Source organism: Aliihoeflea aestuarii (assembly GCF_024105665.1).
Lineage (GTDB): Bacteria > Pseudomonadota > Alphaproteobacteria > Rhizobiales > Rhizobiaceae > Aliihoeflea > Aliihoeflea aestuarii.
The window spans coordinates 189,141-210,834 of record NZ_JAAAMK010000004.1 but is presented as its reverse complement, the minus strand read 5'-3'; the positions used below and the strand labels follow the sequence as shown (position 1 = coordinate 210,834).

At 63.3% G+C, this 21,694-nt stretch carries 23 protein-coding genes; 13 read left to right on the top strand and 10 right to left on the bottom strand.

All coding sequences use genetic code 11. From position 1 onward, the window contains the following. The first annotated feature begins 87 nt into the window (after nucleotides 1-87). The 3 genes from rsmI to GTW25_RS11475 all read left to right on the top strand — a co-directional run bounded on the left by rsmI (nucleotide 88) and on the right by GTW25_RS11475 (nucleotide 2,236). A complete protein-coding gene (gene rsmI, locus GTW25_RS11485) occupies nucleotides 88-981 on the top strand; it encodes a 16S rRNA (cytidine(1402)-2'-O)-methyltransferase (RefSeq protein ID WP_252912245.1) in 894 nt (297 codons plus the stop codon). Then, nucleotides 974-1,336: a YraN family protein gene (locus GTW25_RS11480; protein ID WP_252912244.1), complete on the top strand. Its 363-nt coding sequence runs from the start codon at nucleotides 974-976 to the stop codon at nucleotides 1,334-1,336. Before rsmI ends, GTW25_RS11480 begins: the two co-directional genes overlap by 8 nt. Nucleotides 1,337-1,411: 75 nt before the next feature. Further along, the gene (locus tag GTW25_RS11475; protein WP_252912243.1) at nucleotides 1,412-2,236 is read left to right on the top strand and encodes a cyclase family protein; all 825 of its coding nucleotides are present in this window, start codon (nucleotides 1,412-1,414) and stop codon (nucleotides 2,234-2,236) included. Between the two features lies 1 nt (nucleotide 2,237). Here the strand turns inward: GTW25_RS11475 and GTW25_RS11470 are convergent, their stop codons facing one another. Further along, nucleotides 2,238-3,605, bottom strand: coding sequence for a cytochrome P450 (locus GTW25_RS11470; RefSeq protein WP_252912242.1), 1,368 nt, complete (start codon nucleotides 3,603-3,605; stop codon nucleotides 2,238-2,240). A gap of 283 nt (nucleotides 3,606-3,888) precedes the next feature. Between GTW25_RS11470 and GTW25_RS11465 the strand changes: the two genes are divergently transcribed. Beyond that, on the top strand, nucleotides 3,889-4,308 hold the full coding sequence (locus GTW25_RS11465) for a response regulator (protein ID WP_252912241.1): 420 nt from the start codon (nucleotides 3,889-3,891) through the stop codon (nucleotides 4,306-4,308). A 9-nt stretch (nucleotides 4,309-4,317) separates the two neighbouring features. Here GTW25_RS11465 and GTW25_RS11460 read toward each other — a convergent pair whose 3' ends face one another. Beyond that, a complete protein-coding gene (locus GTW25_RS11460; protein WP_252912240.1) occupies nucleotides 4,318-6,210 on the bottom strand; it encodes a PAS domain-containing HWE histidine kinase family protein in 1,893 nt (630 codons plus the stop codon). 279 nt (nucleotides 6,211-6,489) lie between these two features. Between GTW25_RS11460 and gyrB the strand changes: the two genes are divergently transcribed. From gyrB to GTW25_RS11440, 4 genes are all read left to right on the top strand, one after another. Continuing rightward, nucleotides 6,490-8,964, top strand: a complete 2,475-nt coding sequence (gene gyrB / locus GTW25_RS11455; RefSeq protein ID WP_252912239.1) for a DNA topoisomerase (ATP-hydrolyzing) subunit B — start codon at nucleotides 6,490-6,492, stop codon at nucleotides 8,962-8,964. A gap of 111 nt (nucleotides 8,965-9,075) precedes the next feature. After that, nucleotides 9,076-9,723: a nucleotide exchange factor GrpE gene (grpE, locus tag GTW25_RS11450; protein ID WP_252912238.1), complete on the top strand. Its 648-nt coding sequence runs from the start codon at nucleotides 9,076-9,078 to the stop codon at nucleotides 9,721-9,723. A gap of 133 nt (nucleotides 9,724-9,856) precedes the next feature. Continuing rightward, nucleotides 9,857-10,717 carry a transglutaminase-like domain-containing protein gene (locus GTW25_RS11445; RefSeq protein WP_252912237.1) on the top strand — a complete coding sequence of 287 codons (861 nt, stop codon included), beginning with the start codon at nucleotides 9,857-9,859 and terminating at the stop codon, nucleotides 10,715-10,717. Nucleotides 10,718-10,822: 105 nt separating this feature from the next. Next, entirely contained in the window at nucleotides 10,823-11,455 is a 633-nt protein-coding gene (locus GTW25_RS11440; protein WP_252912236.1) for a trimeric intracellular cation channel family protein, read from the top strand. An 18-nt stretch (nucleotides 11,456-11,473) separates the two neighbouring features. Here the strand turns inward: GTW25_RS11440 and GTW25_RS11435 are convergent, their stop codons facing one another. After that, nucleotides 11,474-12,466, bottom strand: coding sequence for an adenosine kinase (locus tag GTW25_RS11435; protein ID WP_252912235.1), 993 nt, complete (start codon nucleotides 12,464-12,466; stop codon nucleotides 11,474-11,476). A 135-nt stretch (nucleotides 12,467-12,601) separates the two neighbouring features. Here GTW25_RS11435 and GTW25_RS11430 point away from each other — a divergent pair, with 135 nt between their 5' ends. Beyond that, nucleotides 12,602-13,321, top strand: a complete 720-nt coding sequence (locus GTW25_RS11430) for a sulfate transporter family protein (protein ID WP_252912234.1) — start codon at nucleotides 12,602-12,604, stop codon at nucleotides 13,319-13,321. Here the strand turns inward: GTW25_RS11430 and GTW25_RS11425 are convergent, their stop codons facing one another. Then, the gene (locus GTW25_RS11425; protein WP_252912233.1) at nucleotides 13,322-14,254 is read right to left on the bottom strand and encodes a nucleoside hydrolase; all 933 of its coding nucleotides are present in this window, start codon (nucleotides 14,252-14,254) and stop codon (nucleotides 13,322-13,324) included. Nucleotides 14,255-14,370: 116 nt separating this feature from the next. On the opposite strand from GTW25_RS11425, the gene GTW25_RS11420 reads away from it, so the two are divergent. Continuing rightward, a complete protein-coding gene (locus GTW25_RS11420) occupies nucleotides 14,371-14,796 on the top strand; it encodes an Hsp20 family protein (protein ID WP_252912232.1) in 426 nt (141 codons plus the stop codon). Between the two features lie 76 nt (nucleotides 14,797-14,872). Then, nucleotides 14,873-15,130 (top strand): BQ00720 family protein, encoded by a 258-nt coding sequence (locus tag GTW25_RS11415; protein WP_252912231.1) that lies wholly within the window; start codon nucleotides 14,873-14,875, stop codon nucleotides 15,128-15,130. A gap of 52 nt (nucleotides 15,131-15,182) precedes the next feature. Here the strand turns inward: GTW25_RS11415 and ptsN are convergent, their stop codons facing one another. The 6 genes from ptsN to lptC form a co-directional block, all read right to left on the bottom strand. Beyond that, nucleotides 15,183-15,644: a PTS IIA-like nitrogen regulatory protein PtsN gene (ptsN, locus tag GTW25_RS11410; RefSeq protein ID WP_252912230.1), complete on the bottom strand. Its 462-nt coding sequence runs from the start codon at nucleotides 15,642-15,644 to the stop codon at nucleotides 15,183-15,185. A 42-nt stretch (nucleotides 15,645-15,686) separates the two neighbouring features. Next, nucleotides 15,687-16,268, bottom strand: coding sequence for a ribosome hibernation-promoting factor, HPF/YfiA family (gene hpf / locus GTW25_RS11405; RefSeq protein ID WP_252912229.1), 582 nt, complete (start codon nucleotides 16,266-16,268; stop codon nucleotides 15,687-15,689). Nucleotides 16,269-16,483: 215 nt separating this feature from the next. Beyond that, on the bottom strand, nucleotides 16,484-17,977 hold the full coding sequence (rpoN, locus tag GTW25_RS11400) for an RNA polymerase factor sigma-54 (RefSeq protein WP_252912341.1): 1,494 nt from the start codon (nucleotides 17,975-17,977) through the stop codon (nucleotides 16,484-16,486). Nucleotides 17,978-18,082: 105 nt separating this feature from the next. Continuing rightward, entirely contained in the window at nucleotides 18,083-18,868 is a 786-nt protein-coding gene (gene lptB / locus GTW25_RS11395; protein ID WP_252912228.1) for an LPS export ABC transporter ATP-binding protein, read from the bottom strand. A gap of 6 nt (nucleotides 18,869-18,874) precedes the next feature. Further along, nucleotides 18,875-19,435 (bottom strand): LptA/OstA family protein, encoded by a 561-nt coding sequence (locus GTW25_RS11390; protein ID WP_252912227.1) that lies wholly within the window; start codon nucleotides 19,433-19,435, stop codon nucleotides 18,875-18,877. Further along, nucleotides 19,432-20,085, bottom strand: coding sequence for an LPS export ABC transporter periplasmic protein LptC (gene lptC, locus GTW25_RS11385; protein ID WP_252912226.1), 654 nt, complete (start codon nucleotides 20,083-20,085; stop codon nucleotides 19,432-19,434). Before lptC ends, GTW25_RS11390 begins: the two co-directional genes overlap by 4 nt. Nucleotides 20,086-20,365: 280 nt before the next feature. Between lptC and sppA the strand changes: the two genes are divergently transcribed. Next, entirely contained in the window at nucleotides 20,366-21,334 is a 969-nt protein-coding gene (gene sppA / locus GTW25_RS11380) for a signal peptide peptidase SppA (RefSeq protein WP_252912225.1), read from the top strand. Between the two features lie 55 nt (nucleotides 21,335-21,389). Beyond that, the gene (locus GTW25_RS11375; protein ID WP_252912224.1) at nucleotides 21,390-21,680 is read left to right on the top strand and encodes an integration host factor subunit beta; all 291 of its coding nucleotides are present in this window, start codon (nucleotides 21,390-21,392) and stop codon (nucleotides 21,678-21,680) included. Nucleotides 21,681-21,694: the final 14 nt, after the last annotated feature.

Genomic DNA, 21,694 nt, shown 5'->3' with positions numbered 1-21,694 from the left:
TCCGCATCTTGCCTTCGAACTGGCTGTGCGGCTCTTGGTTCCATTCAGGCGCTTTGAATGGGCGGCAGGTCATGCCATGAAGGCGGCATGACGGACGACCGCACATTCATGATCGGGCAGGCGCAGATGCGCGCGAACCCGCTGCCTGCCGCGCTCTATCTGGTCGCGACGCCGATCGGCAATCTCGGCGACATCACCATCCGTGCGCTCGAAACACTGACGGCCGCCGACATCGTCGCCTGCGAGGACACCCGCGTCACGCGCATCCTGTTGGAGCGCTATGGCATCCGCCGAAGGATGGTCGCCTATCACGAACACAATGCCGCTGAGGCCGGGCCGAAGCTCATCGCCGCGCTCGATGCCGGCAAGTCCGTCGCGCTCTGCTCGGATGCCGGCACGCCGCTCGTTTCCGATCCCGGATTTCGGCTGGTCGGGCAGGCGGTGGAGGCGGGTCACCGCGTCGTGCCGATCCCCGGCGCGTCATCGACGCTGGCGGCTTTGTCGATTGCGGGATTGCCGTCCGATGCGTTTTTCTTCGCCGGGTTCCTGCCTGCGCGAGACGGGCAGCGGCGGACGCGGCTGGAAGAGGTCGCCCGCATTCCCGCAACGCTGATCTTCTTCGAATCTCCGCGCCGTCTGGCGGATAGTTTGAAGGCCATGGCCCAAATGCTCGGCGACCGGCCTGCAACGGTCGCGCGCGAACTCACCAAGACTTTCGAGGAGACGCGCCGCGCCACCCTCGGCGAACTGGCGCGTCACTACGCCGAAGCCGACACGCCGAAGGGTGAAATCGTCGTCTGCGTCGGCCCGCCGCTGGACGTGCCCGCGCCGGAAGCGCAGGACGTCGACCGGCTGTTGCTGGACCTTGCCCGCGACATGCCCGCCGCCAAGGCGGCCGGCGAGGCGGCGAAGATGACCGGCCAGCCCAAGCAGGAGCTTTTTCGCCGGCTGGTTGAGCTGCGCGAACGCGGCGATGGCTGACAGGCTGGCGGCATATCGCAAGGGCAACCGGGCGGAATGGCTCGCCTGCATGGCATTGCGGCTGAAAGGCTATCGCATCCTCGCGCGCAATTTCCGCACCAGATCCGGCGAAATCGACATCGTCGCGCGGCGCGGCGATCTCGTCGCCATCGTGGAGGTGAAGGCGCGCGCATCGCTGGTCGCGGCGATGGATGCGATCGGCAACTCGTCGCAGAGGCGCATCGAGGCGGCGGCCGATCAATGGCGGGCGCGCCAGCTTGACCATGCGCGGCTGTCCATCCGCTTCGACATGGTGGCGGTGCTGCCACGCCGCTGGCCGGTGCATGTCGAAAACATCTTTCAGGGGCGGGATTAGACGGGCGAAAAATCGCGCTTGCCGCGACGTCAAATCGGGTTCACGCTCTCGCCTTACTCAAGCCCGGAGAGCCCCATGTGCCATGTCTGCGTCATCGAGAACGTCAAATCCAGCATGCTGTCGCGCCGCGCATTCTTTCGCGGAACGGGAGCCGCGGCGGCTGGCGCCGCTCTTGCGTCGACCGGTTTTTCCGCCCGTCCCGCGCTTGCTCAAGCGGCAATGCGTGCCGAAGATCTGACGCATGAACTCTATGAGGAGTTTCCGACCTTCTTCGGCGACCAGCAGCTTTTCATCGAGCAGAAATTTTCCTTCGCGAAGGACACGTTCAACCTCAACGAATGGCGCATCAATGAGCACACCGGCACGCATATCGACGCGCCGCTGCACTTTTCGGCCGATGGGCGCTCGGTCGCCGAAATCCCGGTCGAGGATCTGATCTGTCCTCTGGCCGTCATCGACATCCGCGAAAAGGCTGAGGCCGATGCGGACGTACAGGTCACGCCCGACGACATCGAGGCATGGGTGTCCGCCAATGGCGAATTGCCCGACGGTGCCTGCGTGGCGATGCTGTCGGGCTGGGGTGAACATCTGCACGACGACAAGTTCCGCAATGCGGATGCGGACGGCACGATGCATTTCCCCGGTTTTCATATCGAAGCTGCGCAGATGCTGATCGAGGCGGGCAATGTGAAGGCGATCGCGGTCGATACGCTCTCGTTGGACTATGGCATGTCGCCGGATTTCGCGGTCCACAATGAATGGCTGCCGTCCGGGCGTTACGGCATCGAGGGTATCGCCAATCTGGGCGCGTTGCCGGCCTCGGGCGCGACACTGATCGTCGGTGCGCCGAAGGTGCGTGGTGGAACGGGCGGCCCGGCGCGCATCTTTGCGATGGTCTGACCTACCTGCGCGTGACCTTCATCGGCAGGCCGCCCTGTGGCTGCGTCGTCAGTTTCTGCACCGGCCACGGCTTCGTCTCGGGCAAGGTGTCGAAGCGGTAGCGCGCCATCAACACGGCGAGCGCGATGACCGCCTCCTGCATGGCGAAGGCGGCACCGATGCAGATGCGTGGCCCCGCGCCGAACGGCAGGTATTGGTAGCGGTCGATTGCCTCGCGGTTTTCCGGGTGGAAGCGCGAGGGCATGAAAGCCTCGGGATTGTCCCAGATCGCGCGGTGGCGATGCACCGTCCACGGCATGACGAGCACCTGTGCGCCCTTGACGATCTCGAGGTCCTCATAGCGATCGGCCGCAATCGCCTCGCGGTTGATCGAGGGAGCAGGCGGATAGAGCCGCATTGTCTCTTCGAACGCCGCGCGGGTGAGCGGCATGGCGGCAAGCCAATCCTGTGGCGGAAGGCTCCGCGCCATCGCCGCGTCGATCTCAGCCTCGATCTTCTCGCGTTCCCACGGCGCTTCGGCAAGGCAATAGAGCGTCCAGCCGAGCGCGCGCGCCGTCGTCTCGTGGCCCGCGCCGATGAAGGTGATGATGTTGTCCTCGATCTCCGCGCGCGACAGCCCGTCCGGCCCTTCCGCCTTGAGAAGCAGCGTCAGGAAATCGTTCGGCACGTCGTCGCCGCGCGCGATGCGCCCTTTGCGCAACTCGATCGTGTCGGCGACGATCTTGCGGAAGAACTCCAGCGACTTTTTCCCCCTTATGCGGGTGAAGCGCGGCAGCCAGTCGGGCGCGCCGAGCAAATCCATCGGATCGACGCGCCCCATCGTCTCGAACAGCCGGTCGACCTGATGCGCGAACGATCCGGGCTCGCCTGAGATCTCGCCTGAAAAAAGCGTCTCGGCGAGGATATCGTAAGTCAGCATCGTCATGTCGCGCGAAATGTCGCTGCGCTCGAGCACCGAGTATCGGTCGGCGAATTCGACGGAGCGTTTGTGCATGGCCTCGGCGAAGCCGTCGATGTTGCGCGGCGTGAACACAGGCGCCATCGCCTTGCGCGAGCGCTTCCAAACCTCGCCCTCGGCCGTCAAAAGCCCGTCGCGCAGTATCGGCCGCAGGATTTTCTGGCGAACCTTCGCCATCCTGTAATTCTTCGCGTTCTCGACGAGCACATAGCGGATGAGGCCGGGATCGTTGGCAATCACCATCGGCCCGCCGATCCGGGGGCGGATCGATATCCACTTTTCGTTGTAGGAAGGCTCACCCCACAATTCGAGCGGATTGTTGTAGACGATCCGCATCATGCCGAGCGTGGAGGGCGGGCTTTGACGCGGGCGCGGGGCCGGCGGCACGAAGGGCGACTGGGTAACCGTCATGGATCGGCTCCTATGCTGTTCCGTCCTAACAACGTAGTGTCGGCGCCCCCAACCACAACAGACGGATCGGCCGCGACATTTTGACGAAGCATCGTTGGGAACCTGGTGCGCCTATAAGCATTCTCGGACTTCGCACATTCTGTGAAGGTGGCAAAATGATCACCCCTGAACAGAAAATCAGGAATTTGATGTTAGTCGTGCAACAAACGGCCCTTGATCGGGTTAGACTGCCGCGTGACTTCATATGGGACGTTTTGAAGTGAACGAGAATTGCAGATTTCTGGTGGTTGAAGACGAAATCTTCGTCGCAATCGAGATCGAGCATGTCATTCAGGAACTGGGCCATGAGTGCATCGGCATAGCCGCCGATCGCGAGGCGGCCCTGTCATACGGCGCGCAAGCCGACATCGCGCTCGTCGACATCAACCTGCGCGACGGCGCCACCGGCATCGAGATCGGCCGCGAACTCGCCAGCCGACACGACGTGACCGTCGTGTTCATGACGGCCAACCCGACGCAGCTCGGCGATGGCGTCCCCGGAACGCTCGGCGTGATCGGAAAGCCCGTCGCCGATGACGAATTGCGCGCCAGTATCCGCTATGCCGTCGCCGCCTATCATCGTCATCAGGATGCCGAGCCACCGTCGCGGCTGCATTTGTTCATGCTCGCTGCCGGCACGGATGGGGTTTCCAAGGCAGGGTGACGTTCGGCTCTAACTGCGTGGTGCAAGCCGCGCCGAGCGCCGCAGCGCCCATTCGGGCAGATCGATCTCCACGCGCAATCCGTCCGTGTCGAAATGACGTTCGATCGTGCCGCCCATCTGGCCTCGCACGCTGAGCTCGATCAGGCGAGTGCCGAAACCGGCCTTGGCGGGTTCGGCGAAGCGCTGCGGGGCCGCCTTAGCGAGCCGCTCCTTCCACACGATCACGCAATGTCCGTCCTCGATTCTGGTGGTGATGTCCAGCAGGCCGCCGTCTTCGGCAAGCGAACCGTATTTGGCCGCATTGGTCGCCAGTTCGTGGAAGATCAGCGCGAGCGGGGTGGCCGCCGCCTCGCTCACAGGCACATCCGCTCCACCGATCGAAATGCGCCCGCCCTGATCGTAGGCGGACAGGAGAGCGGTGACGAGGCCATGGAACGAGGCATGCGAGCCGGGACCCGTTTCCAGCGCCCGCGGGCGCACGAATTCATGCGCCGTTCCAAGCGCCAGGATGCGCGCGCGTAATTCCTCCGCAAAGCCTTGCGCCTCGGGGCGCGAGCGCGCTGTCAGGCTGACGATGGACCCCAGAACCGAGAAGATGTTCTTGATGCGGTGCGACAATTCCTGCGCGACGACCTCGCGCTCCTCTGCCGCGATCTTGGTTTCATGGATGTCGGTGCATGTGCCGAACCAGCGAATGATGCGGCCCGCCTCGTCGCGGATCGGAAGCGCGCGGCCGAGCGTCCAGCGATATTCGCCCGAACGATGCCGCAGCCTGTATTCGATCTGATAGAGCTCGCCGGTTTCCAGCGAGTGCCGCCAGCGGCCCCAGGCGCGAGCCTGATCGTCGGGGTGGAACATGTCGTTCCAGCCCTCGCCGTCGGTCGTGCCTTCGGGAGCGCCCGTGAACTCGTACCAGCGCGCATTGTAGTAATCATGCAGCCCGTCGGGCGTCGCAGACCAGACCATTTGCGGCATGGCGTCGGCGATGGCGCGGAATTTGGCTTCCGATTCGGCCAGCGCCTCCTGTGCGCGGTGCTGGTCGGTCACGTCGATCGATATGCCAGGCAGGCGCAGCGGTCCGGTACCGTCGCCGCCTGAAACGCGTCCGAGCGCCAGCACCCAGACGATATCGCCGTTCGGCCTTCGGACGCGATAGCGAGCACGCAGTTCGACGCGTTCGCGAAGAGCCGCATCGATCTGCTCGCCGAGCATGTCGCGATCGTCGGGGTGGATCGCCTCGAGGAAGCGGCCGATCGGAACGCCGCGCGCGGCCTCGGCGACCGGGACGTTGTAGAGATCGGCGAAGCTGGCATCGGCGGTGACGATGTCGGCATCGACGTTCCAGTCCCAATGTCCGACCAGCCCGGCGCCCTGCGTCGCCAGTTCCAGTTGCGCCGCGTTGGTCAAAAGCGCCTTTTGCGCGTTCACCCGCCCGGTCGTCTCCTGCACCACGGCGAGCACGCCGATGATGCGGCCCTCGGCGTCGGGTACGCCGCTATAATGGAGGTCCAGAAAAACCGTTTCGGGCGCACCGTTGCGGAAAAGTTCGAGTTGCTGGTTCTGAAAGGAGAGCGTGCCGCCGTTCCCGATTTCAGCCAGCATCGCGCGGTTGAAATCCGCCACTTCCGGCCAGCCCGTCAAAAGCGGCTCGCCGAAGCAGTGCGGATGCCGATCGCCGGCGATGATGCGGTAGGCGTCGTTGTAGAGCATGCGCGCCTGTGTCCCGACGAACAGGCACATGGGCAGCGGCGAGGCGAAGACCGCGCCGGCGACACCGAGAAGCTCGCGCGGCCAGTTTGCCACCGCTCCCATTTCGGTCGCGGACCAGTCGATTCTCTCGAAAAGCTGCCGGGCCGAAAAATCGGTCCGGTCGTCGACAGTCGCGGGGAAATGGTCGGTCATCGGGAGCGATCGCGCCTCGTTTTCGTGCCGCTAGCGGCCTCATCTGAACGAGCGCCGCGGGGAAGTGCAAGACCCAATGACAGCCCTTGATCGCTATGATCTGCCGATCGAGCCGCAATAGACTGCAAAAACGCCCGATTCTGGCCTATTATCCGTGCATTGCTCGCATCGCGAGCTTGGAGCGGGCGGTTCAAATCCCTATATTCGGACCATCAAGAACCCTTGATTCGACCGTTCGTTTCATGTCGGACGGCCATTGTCTACGAAGATCGGAATTTCATGAGCGATACGCCAGAAAGCATTCCCGGCGCACCGGCAGAATATGGCGCCGAATCCATCAAGGTTTTGAAGGGATTGGACGCCGTCCGCAAGCGGCCGGGCATGTATATCGGCGATACTGACGACGGCTCGGGCCTGCACCACATGGTCTACGAGGTCGTCGACAACGCGATCGACGAGTCGCTCGCCGGCCACGCCGATCTCGTTTCGGTCACGCTCAATCCCGACGGCTCTGTCACCGTGACCGACAACGGTCGCGGCATCCCGACCGATATCCATGCGGGCGAAGGCGTTTCGGCGGCCGAGGTCATCATGACCCAGCTTCACGCCGGCGGTAAGTTCGACCAGAATTCCTACAAGGTCTCGGGCGGCCTGCATGGCGTCGGCGTCTCGGTCGTCAATGCCCTGTCGTCATGGCTGAAGATGAAGATCCGCCGGAACGGCAAGTTCCACGAAATGAGCTTCACCCACGGCAATGCCGATGGTCCGCTGACGGTCACCGGCACCTATGTCGAGGACAAGCAGCCCGGCACCAACGAGGGACGCTCGGGCACCGAGATCACGTTTTTCCCGTCCGCCGAAACCTTCACGATGATCGAGTTCGATTACGGCACGCTGGAACATCGCCTGCGCGAACTCGCCTTCCTGAATTCGGGCGTGCGGATCGTCCTGACCGACAAGCGCCATGCCGACATCAAGGTGCAGGAACTGCTCTATGAGGGCGGGCTGGAGGAATTCGTCAAATATCTCGACCGGGCCAAGAAGCCGCTGATCGGCGCACCGATCGCCATCAAGGCCGAGCGCGACGGCATCACCGTGGAAGTCGCGATGTGGTGGAACGATTCCTACCACGAGAACGTGCTGTGCTTCACCAACAATATTCCGCAGCGCGATGGCGGCACCCATCTGGCCGGTTTCCGTGGCGCGCTGACGCGTCAGGTAACGAGCTATGCCGATGTATCGGGCCTGACCAAGAAGGAAAAGGTCTCGATCACGGGCGACGATTCCCGCGAGGGCCTAACGGCCGTGCTTTCGGTCAAGGTGCCCGATCCGAAATTCTCCTCGCAAACCAAGGACAAGCTGGTCTCGTCCGAGGTTCGTCCTGTGGTCGAGAACCTCGTCAACGACGCGCTCGGCACCTGGTTCGAGGAACACCCGGCTGAAGCCAAAGTGCTGATCGGCAAGGTGATCGAAGCGGCAGCGGCGCGCGAGGCTGCGCGAAAGGCGCGCGAACTGACCCGGCGCAAGGGCGCGCTCGAGATCAGCTCGCTCCCCGGCAAGCTCGCCGACTGTCAGGAGCGCGATCCTGCCAAGTCCGAAATCTTCATCGTTGAGGGTGACTCGGCCGGCGGCTCGGCAAAAGGCGGGCGCTCGCGCCAGAACCAGGCCATCCTGCCGCTGCGCGGTAAGATCCTGAACGTCGAGCGCGCGCGCTTCGACCGGATGCTCTCGTCCGACATGATCGGCACGATGATCACGGCGCTCGGCACGGGCATCGGCAAAGACGAGTTCAACGCCGACAAGCTGCGCTACCACAAGATCATCATCATGACGGATGCCGACGTCGACGGCGCCCATATCCGCACGCTCCTGCTCACCTTCTTCTTCCGCCAGATGCCGGAACTGATCGAGCGCGGGCACCTCTATATCGCGCAACCGCCGCTTTATAAGGTCACGCGCGGCAAGTCGGTCCAGTACATCAAGGACGAGCCGTCCTTCGAAGAATATCTGATCGGGCAGGGGCTTGAGGAAGCCTCGCTCCAACTATCGACGGGCGAGGTGCGCGCCGGGCAGGATCTGCGCAGCGTGATCTCCGACGCGCTCGGCGTGCGCACGTTGATCCAGGGGCTTCACACGCGCTATTCGCGCGCCGTCGTCGAGCAGGCCGCGATCGCCGGCGCGCTCAATGCCGAGCGCATGGCGAATGCGGCTGATGCCGCCGATATCGTCGCGAAGGTCGCCGAGCGGCTCGACATGATCTCGGAAGAGACCGAGCGTGGCTGGGAAGGGCGCATCAACCCGTCCAACGAAGGCGCGGGCGGCTTCGTCTTCGAACGCACCGTGCGCGGCGTGCGCGAGGTGGTGGTGCTCGATGCCGGGCTGATCGGTTCGGCCGATGCGCGCGCGATCGACCGCTACACGGCGCGGCTTCAGGACGTCTACATGAAGCAGCCGACGCTGAAGCGGAACGACAAATCGGAGATCGTCTCCGGCCCGATGGCCCTGCTCGACGCGATCTTCGCGACGGGCCGCAAGGGCCTGTCCATGCAGCGCTACAAGGGTCTTGGCGAAATGAACGCCGAGCAGCTTTGGGAGACGACGCTGGACCCGAACGCGCGTTCGCTCCTGCAGGTGCGGGTCAACGACGCGACGGATGCCGATTCGCTCTTCTCCCGCCTGATGGGCGACGAGGTCGAGCCGCGCCGCGAGTTCATCCAGGACAACGCGCTCTCGGTCGCCAATCTCGACATCTGACCGGTTTGCAGATGAAGAGGCGGCGTCGCAGACGCCGCCGCCTCTTGATTTCATCGCCGTAAAACTCGATATCGGCCTCAAATCACGACAATCTGAAAGACGGGATCAGCCATGAACGATCGTCCGGAAAACGAACGCGCGACTGACCAGACCGCCGACATCAATGTCGAGACGGAAGCGGACATTGCCGAGGGGCAGGGCACGGAAGCCGATTTTGAAGCCTTCATGCGCCTCGCCAAGGAGAATGAGGAACTGAAAGACCGCGCCTTGCGGATCGCGGCCGACATGGAAAACCTGCGCCGCCGCACGCAGCGCGAGGTTGCCGACGCCAAGTCCTACGCGGTCGCCAATTTCGCGCGCGACATGCTGTCGGTCTCCGACAATATGCGCCGCGCGCTGGACGCCATCCCGGCCGAGGCCAAGGGGTCGGACGATGCCGGCTTCAAGGCGCTGATCGAGGGCGTCGAGATGACCGAGCGCGACATGCTGGCCGCGCTGGAACGCCACGGCGTCAGGAAGCTCGCGCCCGAGGGCGAGCGCTTCGACCCGAATTTCCATCAGGCCATGTTCGAAATCCCAAATACCGACGTGCCGAACAACACCGTCATGCAGGTGGTGCAGACCGGCTACGTCATCGGCGAGCGCGTGCTGCGCCCGGCCATGGTCGGCGTCTCGAAAGGCGGCCCGAAGGCCGCACCCGTCGCTGATGCTCCCGCCGAGCCGGGGCCGCCGAACGCGCAGGCCGAAAGGGATGCGTGAACAGGGGCGCCTTTGGGCGCCCTTTTCATGTGTCGCGGGTTTTTGGGATTTGGAGCGACAAGCGCCCGATTGACAATTTTAGAAAATTTGCCCTCCTTGTCGTGTCTCACTCCTCAACTGGAAAGAGACAGCAATGCGCAGATCCCTCTATGCTTCCCAAAGCATCTATTCGGAACCTGGGCCGTATCGCAAAACATTGCTGCGCGGTGGCATCGAGCCTGAGGTAATTGCACGGTGGATTGCTTCCTTCATGCAGCATCCTCGCGGGGTCGGTTCCGAAGAACGGGGCTTCACACCTGAACAGTCCGCCGATCTGGAGCTTCGTTCTGTGGCCGAGATCCTGTCTGTCGCTGTAGAGCGCGGTTTGCTTGAAGGCGATGCCACACAGCCCAAGGTCGGCGGCGTATGCCGGGATTTCGCTATACTGGCAGTTAGTGGATTTCGCGAGCGCGGCACCCCGGCTCGACTTCGTGTCGGTTTTGCCGACTATTTGGTGCCTGGCCATTGGGAAGATCATTGGCTTTGCGAATGGCATGACGGCAGGCGTTGGAAACGGCTCGATGTGGAGTTTGCGGCTATCGAGGGCGTTTCTTTCGACGCCCTGAACGTGCCGCGCGTGCGGTTTCTAACAGCAAGCGACGCATGGTTTCGGATCAAAAGCGAGCCGGAAACCGCCTCGCGATTTGGCGTGTCGAGCCTTGATCTTCAAGGGGACTGGTTCGTTGCGGGAAGTCTGTTTCGAGAAGTCGCAGCGCTGCGCAGGCTGGAACTGAAATCTTGGGATTATTGGGGTCTGTCACAGGACCTTCCCTGTGTTTCAACCGAGTGGTCTCAACAAGCGTGGGCAACGCTCAACGAACTCGCCTCACGGCTCAAGAGCGCCGATATTGAAGGGGACGGCGAGCCAGAAGCTATAGCGGACTGGCATTTACCAAAGCAGGTTATCAGCTTCCCGCAAGGCAAGCCTGTGGCTGTCGTGTTGCGTAACTCCTGAAACCTGCGCCAGATCGGCTACCCGCGGAAAATCAGCCCGCGTCGTGCCGCATATCGATGCCGCAGTATCCCGATCGTCCATCTCGATCACAACATTAGGACAGCCATGAACCCGATTCTCTTCTTCGACTATGCCGGCATCGCGGTCTTTGCTGCCACGGGCGCGCTGGCCGCTTCGCGCAAGCAGCTCGACGTCATCGGGTTTCTCTTTCTGGCCAGCGTGACGGCGATCGGTGGGGGCACGTTTCGCGACCTGATCCTCGACGTGCCGGTCTTCTGGGTTGCGCATCACAATTATCTGCTGGTCTGCGCCGTCATCGCGCTTGCCGTCTTTTTCGGCGCGCATCTGGTCGAATCGCGTTACCGCCTGCTTTTGTGGCTCGATGCCGTGGGGCTGGCCGCCTATTCGGTGTTCGGTGCCTATAAGGGCCTGCTCATAACGGGATCACCGGTCGTCGCGACCGTCACCGGCGTCCTGACGGCGACCTTCGGCGGCATATTGCGCGATCTTCTGGCGGGTGAGCCGTCGGTCCTGCTTCGCCCCGAAATCTATGTCAGCGCGGCGCTTGGCGGGTCGCTCGCCTACGTGGTGGCCGACCTTGCAGGCGCGCCGACCGCGCTTGCCGCGCTCATCGCCTTCACCATCGCGCTTTTCGTGCGCGGCGGCGCGCTGTGGTTCGGCTGGGCGTTTCCACCCTACAGGTCCCGTCCGGGACGGCGTCCCGAGGACATTCCGTGAAATACCGGGACGTAAGACTCAGGCGAGCCCGCGCGCCTCGGCAGCCTCCTTCAGGCTGAGCATTGGCCGCGGGCCGAGCTGCTGGATGACGAGGCCGGCGGCGAGCGAGCCCAGCCTGCCGCAATCGGCCAGCGAACGGCCGCTCGTATATCCGTAGAGGAACCCGGCCGCGTAGAGGTCGCCCGCGCCTGTCGTGTCGACCAGTGCGTCGATCTCGATCGCCTGCACGATCTCGCGTTCCGCGCCCCTGATGACAACGGACCCGCGCTCGGAGCGCGTGACGACGGCAAGCCTGCAATCCTTCGCGATGGCGTCGAGCCCGGCTTCGAAGGACGAAGTCTGGTAGAGCGCCTTGAGTTCGCTTTCGTTGGAAAAGATGATGTCGACGGTGCCCGAGCGCATCAGGTCGAGAAACTCGCCGCGGTAGCGGTCGACGCAAAAGGAATCCGAGAGCGTCATTGCGACCTCGCGACCGGCTTCATGGGCATGGCGCGCCGTCAGCCGGATGGCATCCTTGGCGAGCGGCGGGTCCCACAGATAGCCTTCGAAATAGGTGACCTTGGCGCCCTTGGCCTTTTCGGCCTCGACATCCTCGGGGCCAAGCTCGACGCAGGCGCCGAGATAGGTGTTCATCGAGCGCTCGCCGTCCGGCGTCACGAAGATCATCGAGCGCGCGGTCGGCGGCGTGCCGTCGAGCGGGCGCGTGTCGAAGGCGACGCCCTGAGCGCGGATGTCATGCGCATAGACGCCGCCGAGATGGTCGTCGCAGACCTTGCCGAAATAGGCGGCCCTCCCGCCGAAGCTGGCGATGCCGGCGGCCGTGTTTCCCGCGCTGCCGCCCGATGCCTCGATCGCCGGTCCCATGCGCGAATAAAGAAGCTCGGCACGCTCGGCGTCGATCAGGTTCATCGCGCCCTTGATGATGCCGTTCTCGGCGAGGAAGGATTCGTCGCAGCGTGCGATGATATCCACGATCGCGTTGCCGATGCACAGCACATCATAGTCGCTCATCAGGAAAGGTCTCCGGTCGTCATGTCGGGGGAACGATGCGGGTTTAGCGTCATGTCGGATCAAGTGCAAACGGCTTCGCCTTGCCGCGATACGCCGCGCTGCCTATCTCACGGAAAACACCGGGAAGCAGACCGCATGATCCTGACGTCCGCGCGCCGCGCCGCCGCCAACCTGACCGAGCCTGAGTTCCGCGCGACCTTCTGGAAGTCGATCGGCCTGACATTGGTCGTTCTGATCGGCCTGTGGTTCGCGCTTCGCTATCTGTTCGAATGGCTGCTTCTGCCCTGGATGGCGGTGATCGCACCGGATCTGCCCGGCTGGACGGAAGGCTGGGCCGACTGGCTCGGCGTTTTCGCCGGCATTGCCGCAGGTATCGGTCTTGCCGCCGGTCTGGCGCTTTTGATCGCCCCGGTCACGGCCATCATCGCCGGTCTTTTCCTCGACGATGTCGCCGAAGTGGTCGAAACACGTCAGTATCCGCAAGACCCGCCGGGCAAGGCCCTTCCGCTGGTGCGCGCTGCGGTCCTCGCGCTCAAATTCTTCGGCATCGTCATCCTCGGCAATCTTCTGGCGCTGATGCTGCTTCTCGTGCCGGGGGTGAACCTCATCGCCTTCTTCGTCATCAACGGCTATTTGCTCGGCCGCGAGTTCTTCGAATTCGCCGCAATGCGTTTCCGGTCCGAGGACGAGGCGAAGGCGCTACGCCGCCGCCATTCCGGCACGGTGCTTTTTGCAGGGCTCATCATTGCCGGCCTGCTTGCCGTGCCGATCCTCAACCTTGCAACGCCACTGTTCGCGGCCGCGCTGATGGTGCATCTGCACAAGGCGGTGTCGGCGCGCGAGACGCGTGGCTGATCAGAGCCGCTCCGTCAAAAGCGCGAAGAAGCCGTCGGCGTCGATGTCGCGCATCACTTTCGCGTTCGCCGGCCGCCCGGTGACGCCCCACCAGTCGACGACGGTCGCGCCCATGGTAAGTTCGGACGCCGTTTCGATGGCGACGTTGCAATCTCGGCCTGAAAAAAGCCCTGGCTTCAAGAGATACGCGATGACGCACGGATCGTGCAGCGGCCCGCCGTCGGTGCCGTATTTGCGCTCGTCATAGCGTTCGAAGAAGTCCAGAAGCTCGGCAGTGGCCTTGCCGACGGGCGTGTTGATGGCGCGGATGCCTTCGACGCGCGCGCGCGTCGTCAGCGCCTTGTGCGTCACGTCGAGCGGCATCATCACGATCGGTACGCCCGACCTGAACACGATGTCGGCCGCATGGGGATCGACATAGATGTTGAACTCGGCAGACGGCGTGACGTTGCCCTGCTCGAAATAACCGCCGCCCATCAGCACGATCTGCTTGATGCGTTCGGCGATCTTCGGCTCCCTGATGAGCGCCAGCGCGATGTTCGTCAGCGGCCCGAGCGGGCACAGCGTCACGGTGCCGGGCGCTTCGTTCATCAGCGTCCTGACGATGAAATCGACCGCGTATTCGTCCTGCAACGTCATTGTCGGTTCGGGCAGATCAGGACCGTTGAGCCCGGTCTTGCCATGCACTTCCTCGGCCGTGACCAGCGCGCGCATCAGCGGCCGGATCGCACCGGAAAAGACCTTGATGTCACGCCTGCCCGCCAATTCGCAGATCTTGAGCGCGTTCTTTTCCGTGAGCGCCAGCGGCACGTTTCCGGCAACCGCCGTGATGCCCACGACTTCGAGTTCGGGGCTCGCCAGCGCCAGGAGGATGGCCACGGCGTCGTCCTGGCCGGGGTCTGTGTCGATGATGATCTTGGCTGGCTGCGTCATGGTCTTGCTATCCCTTCCTTCGACTTGAACTGCGTATGGCGGCAATCCATATCAGGGTCAACGGCCATGACGCCTTCGGGGTCGGGCCGGCATCGTCGCTCGTTGAGGACACGCATATGACGCGAATGACACCTTTTTCGAATCCGCTTCTGCTCGGGTTCGACACGATGGAAAAGACGCTGGAGCGCGTCGCCAAAGCTGGTGACAGCTACCCGCCCTACAATATCGAACGTCTTCCCTCGGACGAGGGCGGCAAGCATCGCCTGCGCATCACGCTTGCGGTCGCTGGTTTCGACGAGGCCGATCTCGACGTTTCCATCGAGGAAAACCAGCTCGTCGTGCGCGGCAAGCAGGCAGACGACTGCGCGCGGGATTTCCTGCATCGCGGCATTGCCGCACGGCAGTTCCAACGCATCTTCGTGCTTGCGGACGGCATGCGCGTGACCAATGCGGCCCTGCGTAACGGCCTTTTGGCGATCGATCTCGACCGACCGGAGCCCGAACGACTGGTAAAGAAAATCAACATTTCGGTGACAGACTGATCGATGGATCGTCTGGAACCGTTAGCTCGGCTGTGGGTTGGTTCTGTGAACGGCCCGCCATGCTCAGGAGGCTGAAATGACTGAGAATTATCAAGACAATCCGCTGACGAACGACGAACTGGCTCATCTGGGCGAGGGCGTGGTCGCCTATCTGCGGCAGATGGATTCGGACGATCTGCGCGGCAAGTTCCCCGAGATGCCGGAGATCGCGTCCGGCCTGAAGCTCTGGGCCGTGTTTGCCGCCGACGGAAGGCCGATCCTGTTGACCGACCAGCGCGAAACCGCGCTCGCCGGCGCGATGCAGAACGACCTGACACCGGTCAGCATCCACTAAACGCAAAAAGGCGGCTTCGGGCCGCCTTTTTCGTATGTCGGCGAGGCCGCTTCTACGAAGCGCCGATCGCGCTTTCGGAAAGGAAGCTGTGAATTGCCGACGCGTCCGTCGTCCCTCTGATCTTGGCGACGATGTCGCTGTCGCGAAGCAGGCGCGCGGTGCGCGACAAAGCCTTGAGGTGATCGGCTCCGGCACCTTCGGGCGCCAGAAGCAGGAAGACGAGGTCGACGGGTTCGTCGTCGAGAGCCTCGAAATCGATCGGATTGGCAAGGCGCGCGAAAACGCCTGTGATCTGGTCGATGCCGGCAAGCTTGCCGTGGGGAATGGCTATGCCGTTGCCCACGCCGGTCGAACCGAGGCGTTCACGCTGCAGGATGGTGTCGAAGATTTCCCGCTCGGGCAGGCCGGTGATCGACGCCGCCTTTTCGGCCAGAAGCTGAAGAACCTGCTTCTTGGAATTGGCCTTCAAGGCCGGCATCACTGCCGAAACCTCGATCAGATCACTGAGATCCATTGAAAATCCTCTTGGATTGAGCCGGCAGCGTGCCGCCGGCGCTTAGTTCGTGCCCAGGGCCGAGGACGGGTCGATCCAGCCGATATTCCCGTCGGGGCGACGATAGACGATGTTGACCAGGTCGGTTCCCGCGTTGCGGAAGACGACGACCGGCGTGTCCTGGGTGTCGAGTTCGATGACGGCTCCGGCGACCGACATGGTCTTGAGGGCGACCGTGGATTCGGCGACCACGGCAGGTGCGTAGTCGTCCGGGACCTCTTCGTCCTCTTCGCCGACCGGCGCCATGACGCGATAGGCCATATCGATCGGGTCGACGCCGTTCGAGCCGGTATTGTGCGATTTGAGGCGGCGCTTGTAACGGCGCAGACGCTTTTCGATGCGCTCTGCCGCACCGTCGAATGCAAGTTGCGGGTCCTGCGCCTGGCCGGTGGCCTGAAGGATCATTCCGGTATCGATGTGAATGGTGCAATCGGCTGTAAAGCGTGAACCTGACTTCTCGACGGTGACGCGGCCGGAGAATCCGCCATCGAAATATTTGTCGACGGCATCGCCGATCCGGCTTTCGATCCGCGTGCGGAACGCATCGCCGATCTCCATGTGCTTTCCCGAAATTCGCAGGCTCATGAGATATGTGACCTTCTGTTCATGCTGACTTTAGGTACCTAGTCGAGTTTATACCCGTGACCAGCCTGCACAAGGTTTTCCCGTCGCGTCTTTCGCCGACCTTCGTCGAATTGACGGGCAGAAGCATGCAACCGCCGCGCAACGAAAATGCCCGGCTCCATGCGGCGCGGCTTCTAGTCCGTTAACGCAATCTTGTCAACGAAGGGCCCGTCCGGTCAGGCGCTGAGCGCGGCCCGCGCCCGTTTTTCGCGACGGCGCTGCACCGACGAAGCGATATTCATGCCCTCGCGATATTTCGCGACGGTGCGCCGGGCGATCTCGACGCCGTCCTTGCCTAAAATGGTCACGATCGCGTCGTCGGACAGGACGCGGTCCGGATGCTCGGCCTCGATCATCGTGCGGATACGGTCGCGCACGGCTTCCGACGAATGCGCGTCGCCGCCGCCTGCCGCCTGGATCGCCACGGTGAAGAAATAGCGGAATTCGAAGACGCCGCGAGGCGTCATCATGAACTTGTTCGTCGTCACGCGGCTGACGGTCGATTCATGCATGCCGATCGCGTCGGCGACCTGTTTCAGATTGAGCGGGCGCAAATGGCGCACGCCATAGGCGAGAAACGCGTCCTGCTGGCGCACGATCTCGGATGCCACTTTGAGGATCGTCTTGGCGCGCTGGTCGAGCGAGCGTGCCAGCCAGTTGGCGCTTTGCAGGCACTCGGAGATGAACTCGCGGTCCTGCCGGTCGCGCGAGCCGCCCGACACGATCGCGGCATAGGTCTGGTTGACCAGAACGCGCGGCAGCGCGTCCGCATTGAGGTCGATCGCCCACGAGCCGTCGGGCGCGGCGCGTACGACCACGTCGGGCCTGATGATCTCGGCGGTGTCGACGATGAAGGCGAGGCCCGGCTTGGGGTCGAGGCCGCGCAACTCGGCCAGCATGTCGAGAAGGTCGGCCTCGTCGACGCCGCACAGGCGCTTCAGGCTCGCGAAATCGCGCCGGGCGACCAGTTCGAGATTGGCGACCATGGCCGCCATCGCCGGATCGAGCCGGTCGCGGGCGCGAAGCTGAAGGGCGAGGCATTCGGAAAGATCGCGGGCGAACAAACCGGCCGGATCGAATGTCTGGCAAAGGATGAGAACACGCTCGACATCGGTCTCCAGCGCGCCGAGCCGGTCGGCGATCTCGCTGAAATCGGCGCGCATATAGCCGTCATCGTCGAGCGCATCGGTCAGTTCCCCGGCGATCAGGCGGTCCTTTGGGTCGCGCAAGGTGAGCGCGATCTGTTCGCGCACATGCTGACGAAGGTCGGGCCGCGCGGCGGCAAGTTCCATGAAGTCGAAATCGCCGTCGGCCGTGCCGGCCGATGAGCGGCTGGAGGTGGAAAGCGCACCAAGCCCCGGCTCGTCGGGAAAGACGTTTTCGAGCGACGTGTCGAGTTGTTCGGCCATGCGTTCCGAACTCGACCGGTCGCTGGCATCGAACCACTGATCGACGCGGTCCTCCGACGACGGTTCGTCGCGGGCCGGCTCGGTGTTGACGGGCTCTTCGCTTTCCGCCCGTTCCAGAAGCGGATTGCGCTCGATTTCGGCGTCGATGAATGCGTCGAGTTCGAGCTGGGTGAACTGCAACAGACGGATCGACTGCAGCAATTGCGGTGTCATCACCAGCGATTGCGATTGCCGCAGTTGCAGTCTCGCGCCGAGCCCCATGTCACCCCTGTCCGTCAAGATCGCGATCGATCTCTTGTCAGGCGCAACAAACTGGCCCAGGACTTGCTTGTCAAGCCGATTGGGCGTTTTCGCGTCGGGATTCGCCTAAAGCGTGAAGCCTTCGCCCAGATAAAGACGGCGAACGTCAGGATTGGCGACGATTTCGGATGGCCGTCCGTGGGTCAGCACCTGTCCGGCATGGATGATGTAGGCGCGGTCGATGAGGCCCAGCGTCTCGCGCACATTGTGGTCGGTTACCAGCACGCCGATGCCGCGCGAGGTCAACTGCCGCACCAGATGCTGGATGTCCGAAACCGCGATCGGATCGACGCCGGCGAAGGGTTCGTCCAGAAGCATGAAGTTCGGATTGCTGGCGAGAGCGCGTGCGATTTCGAGACGACGGCGCTCACCGCCTGACAGCGAGATCGAGGCCGCCTTGCGCAGATGCGAAATGTGGAATTCCTCGAGAAGCTCGTCGAGCCGCTCCTCGCGGCGCTGCCGGTTCTTCTCGGTGATTTCAAGGATGCCGCGAATGTTCTGTTCGACAGAAAGCCCGCGAAAGATCGAGGCTTCCTGCGGCAGATAGCCGATGCCGAGCCGCGCGCGCCGGTACATAGGCAGCGACGTTACGTCGTGGCCGTCGATCTCGATCGTGCCTGCGTCGACGGGAACCAGCCCCGTGACCATATAGAAACAAGTGGTCTTGCCCGCGCCGTTCGGCCCCAGAAGCCCGACAGCCTCGCCGGCCCGCACGCCGATCGAAACGCCGGAAACGACCTGACGGCCCTTGTAGCTCTTCGTCAGACCGCGCGCGATGAGCGTGCCCTTGAAGCGGCTGCGGTCGTCCGTCGTCGGCCGCGGCTCGCCCGCGATCTCGGTCTGGTTCAGCATGCCGGGTTACTGGCCTCGCGAGCCCGGTTGAAGCAGCATGCGAACGCGCCCGCCGCCCTGATCGCCACAGCCGTCGAGTTCGGCGACGCCGGAACTCATCTGAACGGTCAGCGCGCAGCCGACGATGACGTTGTCGCCTTCCGTCAGGACCACTTCGCTGCCCGTCAGCGTCAACTGGTCGGTGCGCATGTCGAACGTGCCGCGATCGCCGGTCGCCACCTGCGTCGCGGTCGCGATATGGACGGTGCCCTCGACTTCGAGCCGCTCGATGTCGGAGGAGCCGCTGGACGGGGTGGAGCCGCCCGAGCCGTCATTGACGTAGTGGACGACCATGCGCCCGGCGCGAAGCGTCGTTTCCCCCTGCACAACCTGCACGTTGCCGGTGAAGATCGCGGTTCCCTCGTTGTCGCGGACCTCCAGACGATCGCTCTCGATCTCGATCGGCTGGTCGCCTTCCAGTTGCAGGCCCGCCATTCGTCCGGTCTGCTGCGCGTGCGCCGCCGTTGCAAGCATCAACGCGATCCCCATCGCTCCCAATGCGGACAAGCCGCCGATCCCCCTCATCATTGCGTCGCTCCGCTCGTATTGGCTGCCGATTGCAGCTTGTCGCCTTCGATGCGCATGCGCACCCGGTTTTCGAAGATCATGACCGCACCGTCGTCCATGATCTTCATGGAGTCGGCGCTAACGCGCGCGCCGTCAAGATCGATTTCGACGGGATCGGACGTTTCCAGGCTGCCGGACGCGATATCGACGTGCGCCGACTGAAGCCGGGCGTCGATTCCCTTTTCCGTTCGCGCCCGCAACGGGCTGGTCACGTCGAGGCGGTTTGCCGCACGGTCGAAGGTGCCGGTTTCGGCGGTGACGGTGACCCAGTCGTCCGCATCGAGAGGCAATCGCGCATCGATCCCCTCCAGATCGATCAGATTGCCCTGACCGATGATCTGGGATGCGCGCGACGCGCTCATCGAATAGGCGCGGTTGTCCGACGTGAAGCCGTCGAGCTTGGGATTTTGCATGACCAGACGCCCGTTCTCGACGGAGGTCGAGCCGAGCTGGAAGCCGAGCGAACCGGGCGATGAGAAATAGACGGCGCCGATGAAGACGGCGACGAAAGCGATCGCGCCGATCGGCAGGACGCGCTTCAGGAACCGCACCCGGCGCGAATGGCGGCGCGCCGTTTCGAACAAATCGTCCGATGTCTGAATGCGTTTCATGACGAATACCTTTGCCAGATCATCGATCGCCCGAGGTCTGTGTTAAAAAAAACGATGTCCGGGCGAGCAAGGCTCGATCACGAAAGCCTATCGCCCGCCTTACCTGAAATTTCGATGAACGGGAATCTCCACAATCATCGCTACGGGGCCAATATGGTGTTTTTCCGGCCGATGAACAGGGCATCGCCTATCACGGGAGCGAGCGGTCGATGCGCACCCTCTTCTATCGCGACGCGCCTTGCAGTAAGACACTATCTTTTTGACGGAAGGACGAGGCGGCATGGCCGGACGAGCCGACGATCTGATCGACCGCAGGCGACTGCGGCGCAAGCTTTCTTTCTGGCGGGTCGCGGCGATCCTGCTCGTCGCCGCGATCGTCGTGGGCGCGACGAGCTATTTCTGGCGTGGCGCCACCGGCACGGCGGTCGGCCACATCGCCCGCATCAACGTCCACGGAACGATCACCGACGATCAGGAACTGCTCGACCGGCTGGAGCGCGTTCGCGAATCCCCACTGGTCCGGGGCGTGGTCATCCATGTCAATTCCCCCGGCGGAACGGCGGCGGGCGGCGAAGCGATATTCGAGGAAATCCGCAAGCTGGCGGCTGAAAAGCCGGTCGTCGCGCAGGTCGGGACGCTCGCGGCCTCGGCCGGCTACATGGTCGCAAGCGCGGCCGATCATATCGTCGCGCGCCAGTCCTCCATCGTCGGCTCGATCGGCGTCCTGCTTCAATATCCCGACGTGACGGGACTGATGGAGAATCTGGGGATCGGCGTCGACGGCGTGAAATCCTCGCCGCTGAAGGGCGAGCCTTCGCCCTTCACGCCGACGACGGAAGACGAGCGCGCCATGATCCGCGCGATGGTCATGGACAGCTACGACTGGTTCGTCGGCCTCGTCGAGGATCGCCGGGCGATGTCGCGGCAGGAGGCTTTGGCGCTGTCCGACGGTTCGATCTTTACCGGTCGGCAGGCGCTCGAAAGCCGGTTGATCGACACGCTCGGCGGTGAGGACGAGGCCGTGGCATGGCTTGCCACGCGCGGCGTCGATGGCGAACTGAGCGTGGTGGAGTGGAAGCCGACCAACCAGGGCGGCTGGTTTTCCTTCGGATCGCAGGCTTCGATCGCCGGGCTTCTGGGCGTCGACCGGCTCGTCGACGATCTTCTGACGCGCGCCGGTCTGGAGCCGTTGTTTCTTGACGGGCTCGTAGCGGTCTGGCAACCTCGCGCCTCCTTGAAGGCCGACTAAAAATTGAATGAAATCATCCGGCTAGATGCGGCGGCCTTGAGAGAGGGAAAAGGCGATGATCAAATCCGAACTGGTTCAGACGATTGCCAACCGCAATCCGCATCTTTTCCTGCGGGACGTGGAAAACATCGTCAATGCGATCTTCGACGAGATCGCCGACGCACTGGCGCAGGGCAATCGCGTCGAATTGCGCGGCTTCGGCGCATTTTCGGTCAAGAACAGGCCGGCCCGTGTCGGCCGGAACCCGCGCACCGGCGAGGCCGTTGAAGTGGAGGAAAAATGGGTCCCCTTCTTCAAGACCGGCAAGGAGTTGCGCGAACGTTTGAACACGGACACGGCATCCTGATCGGCCTTTATCAG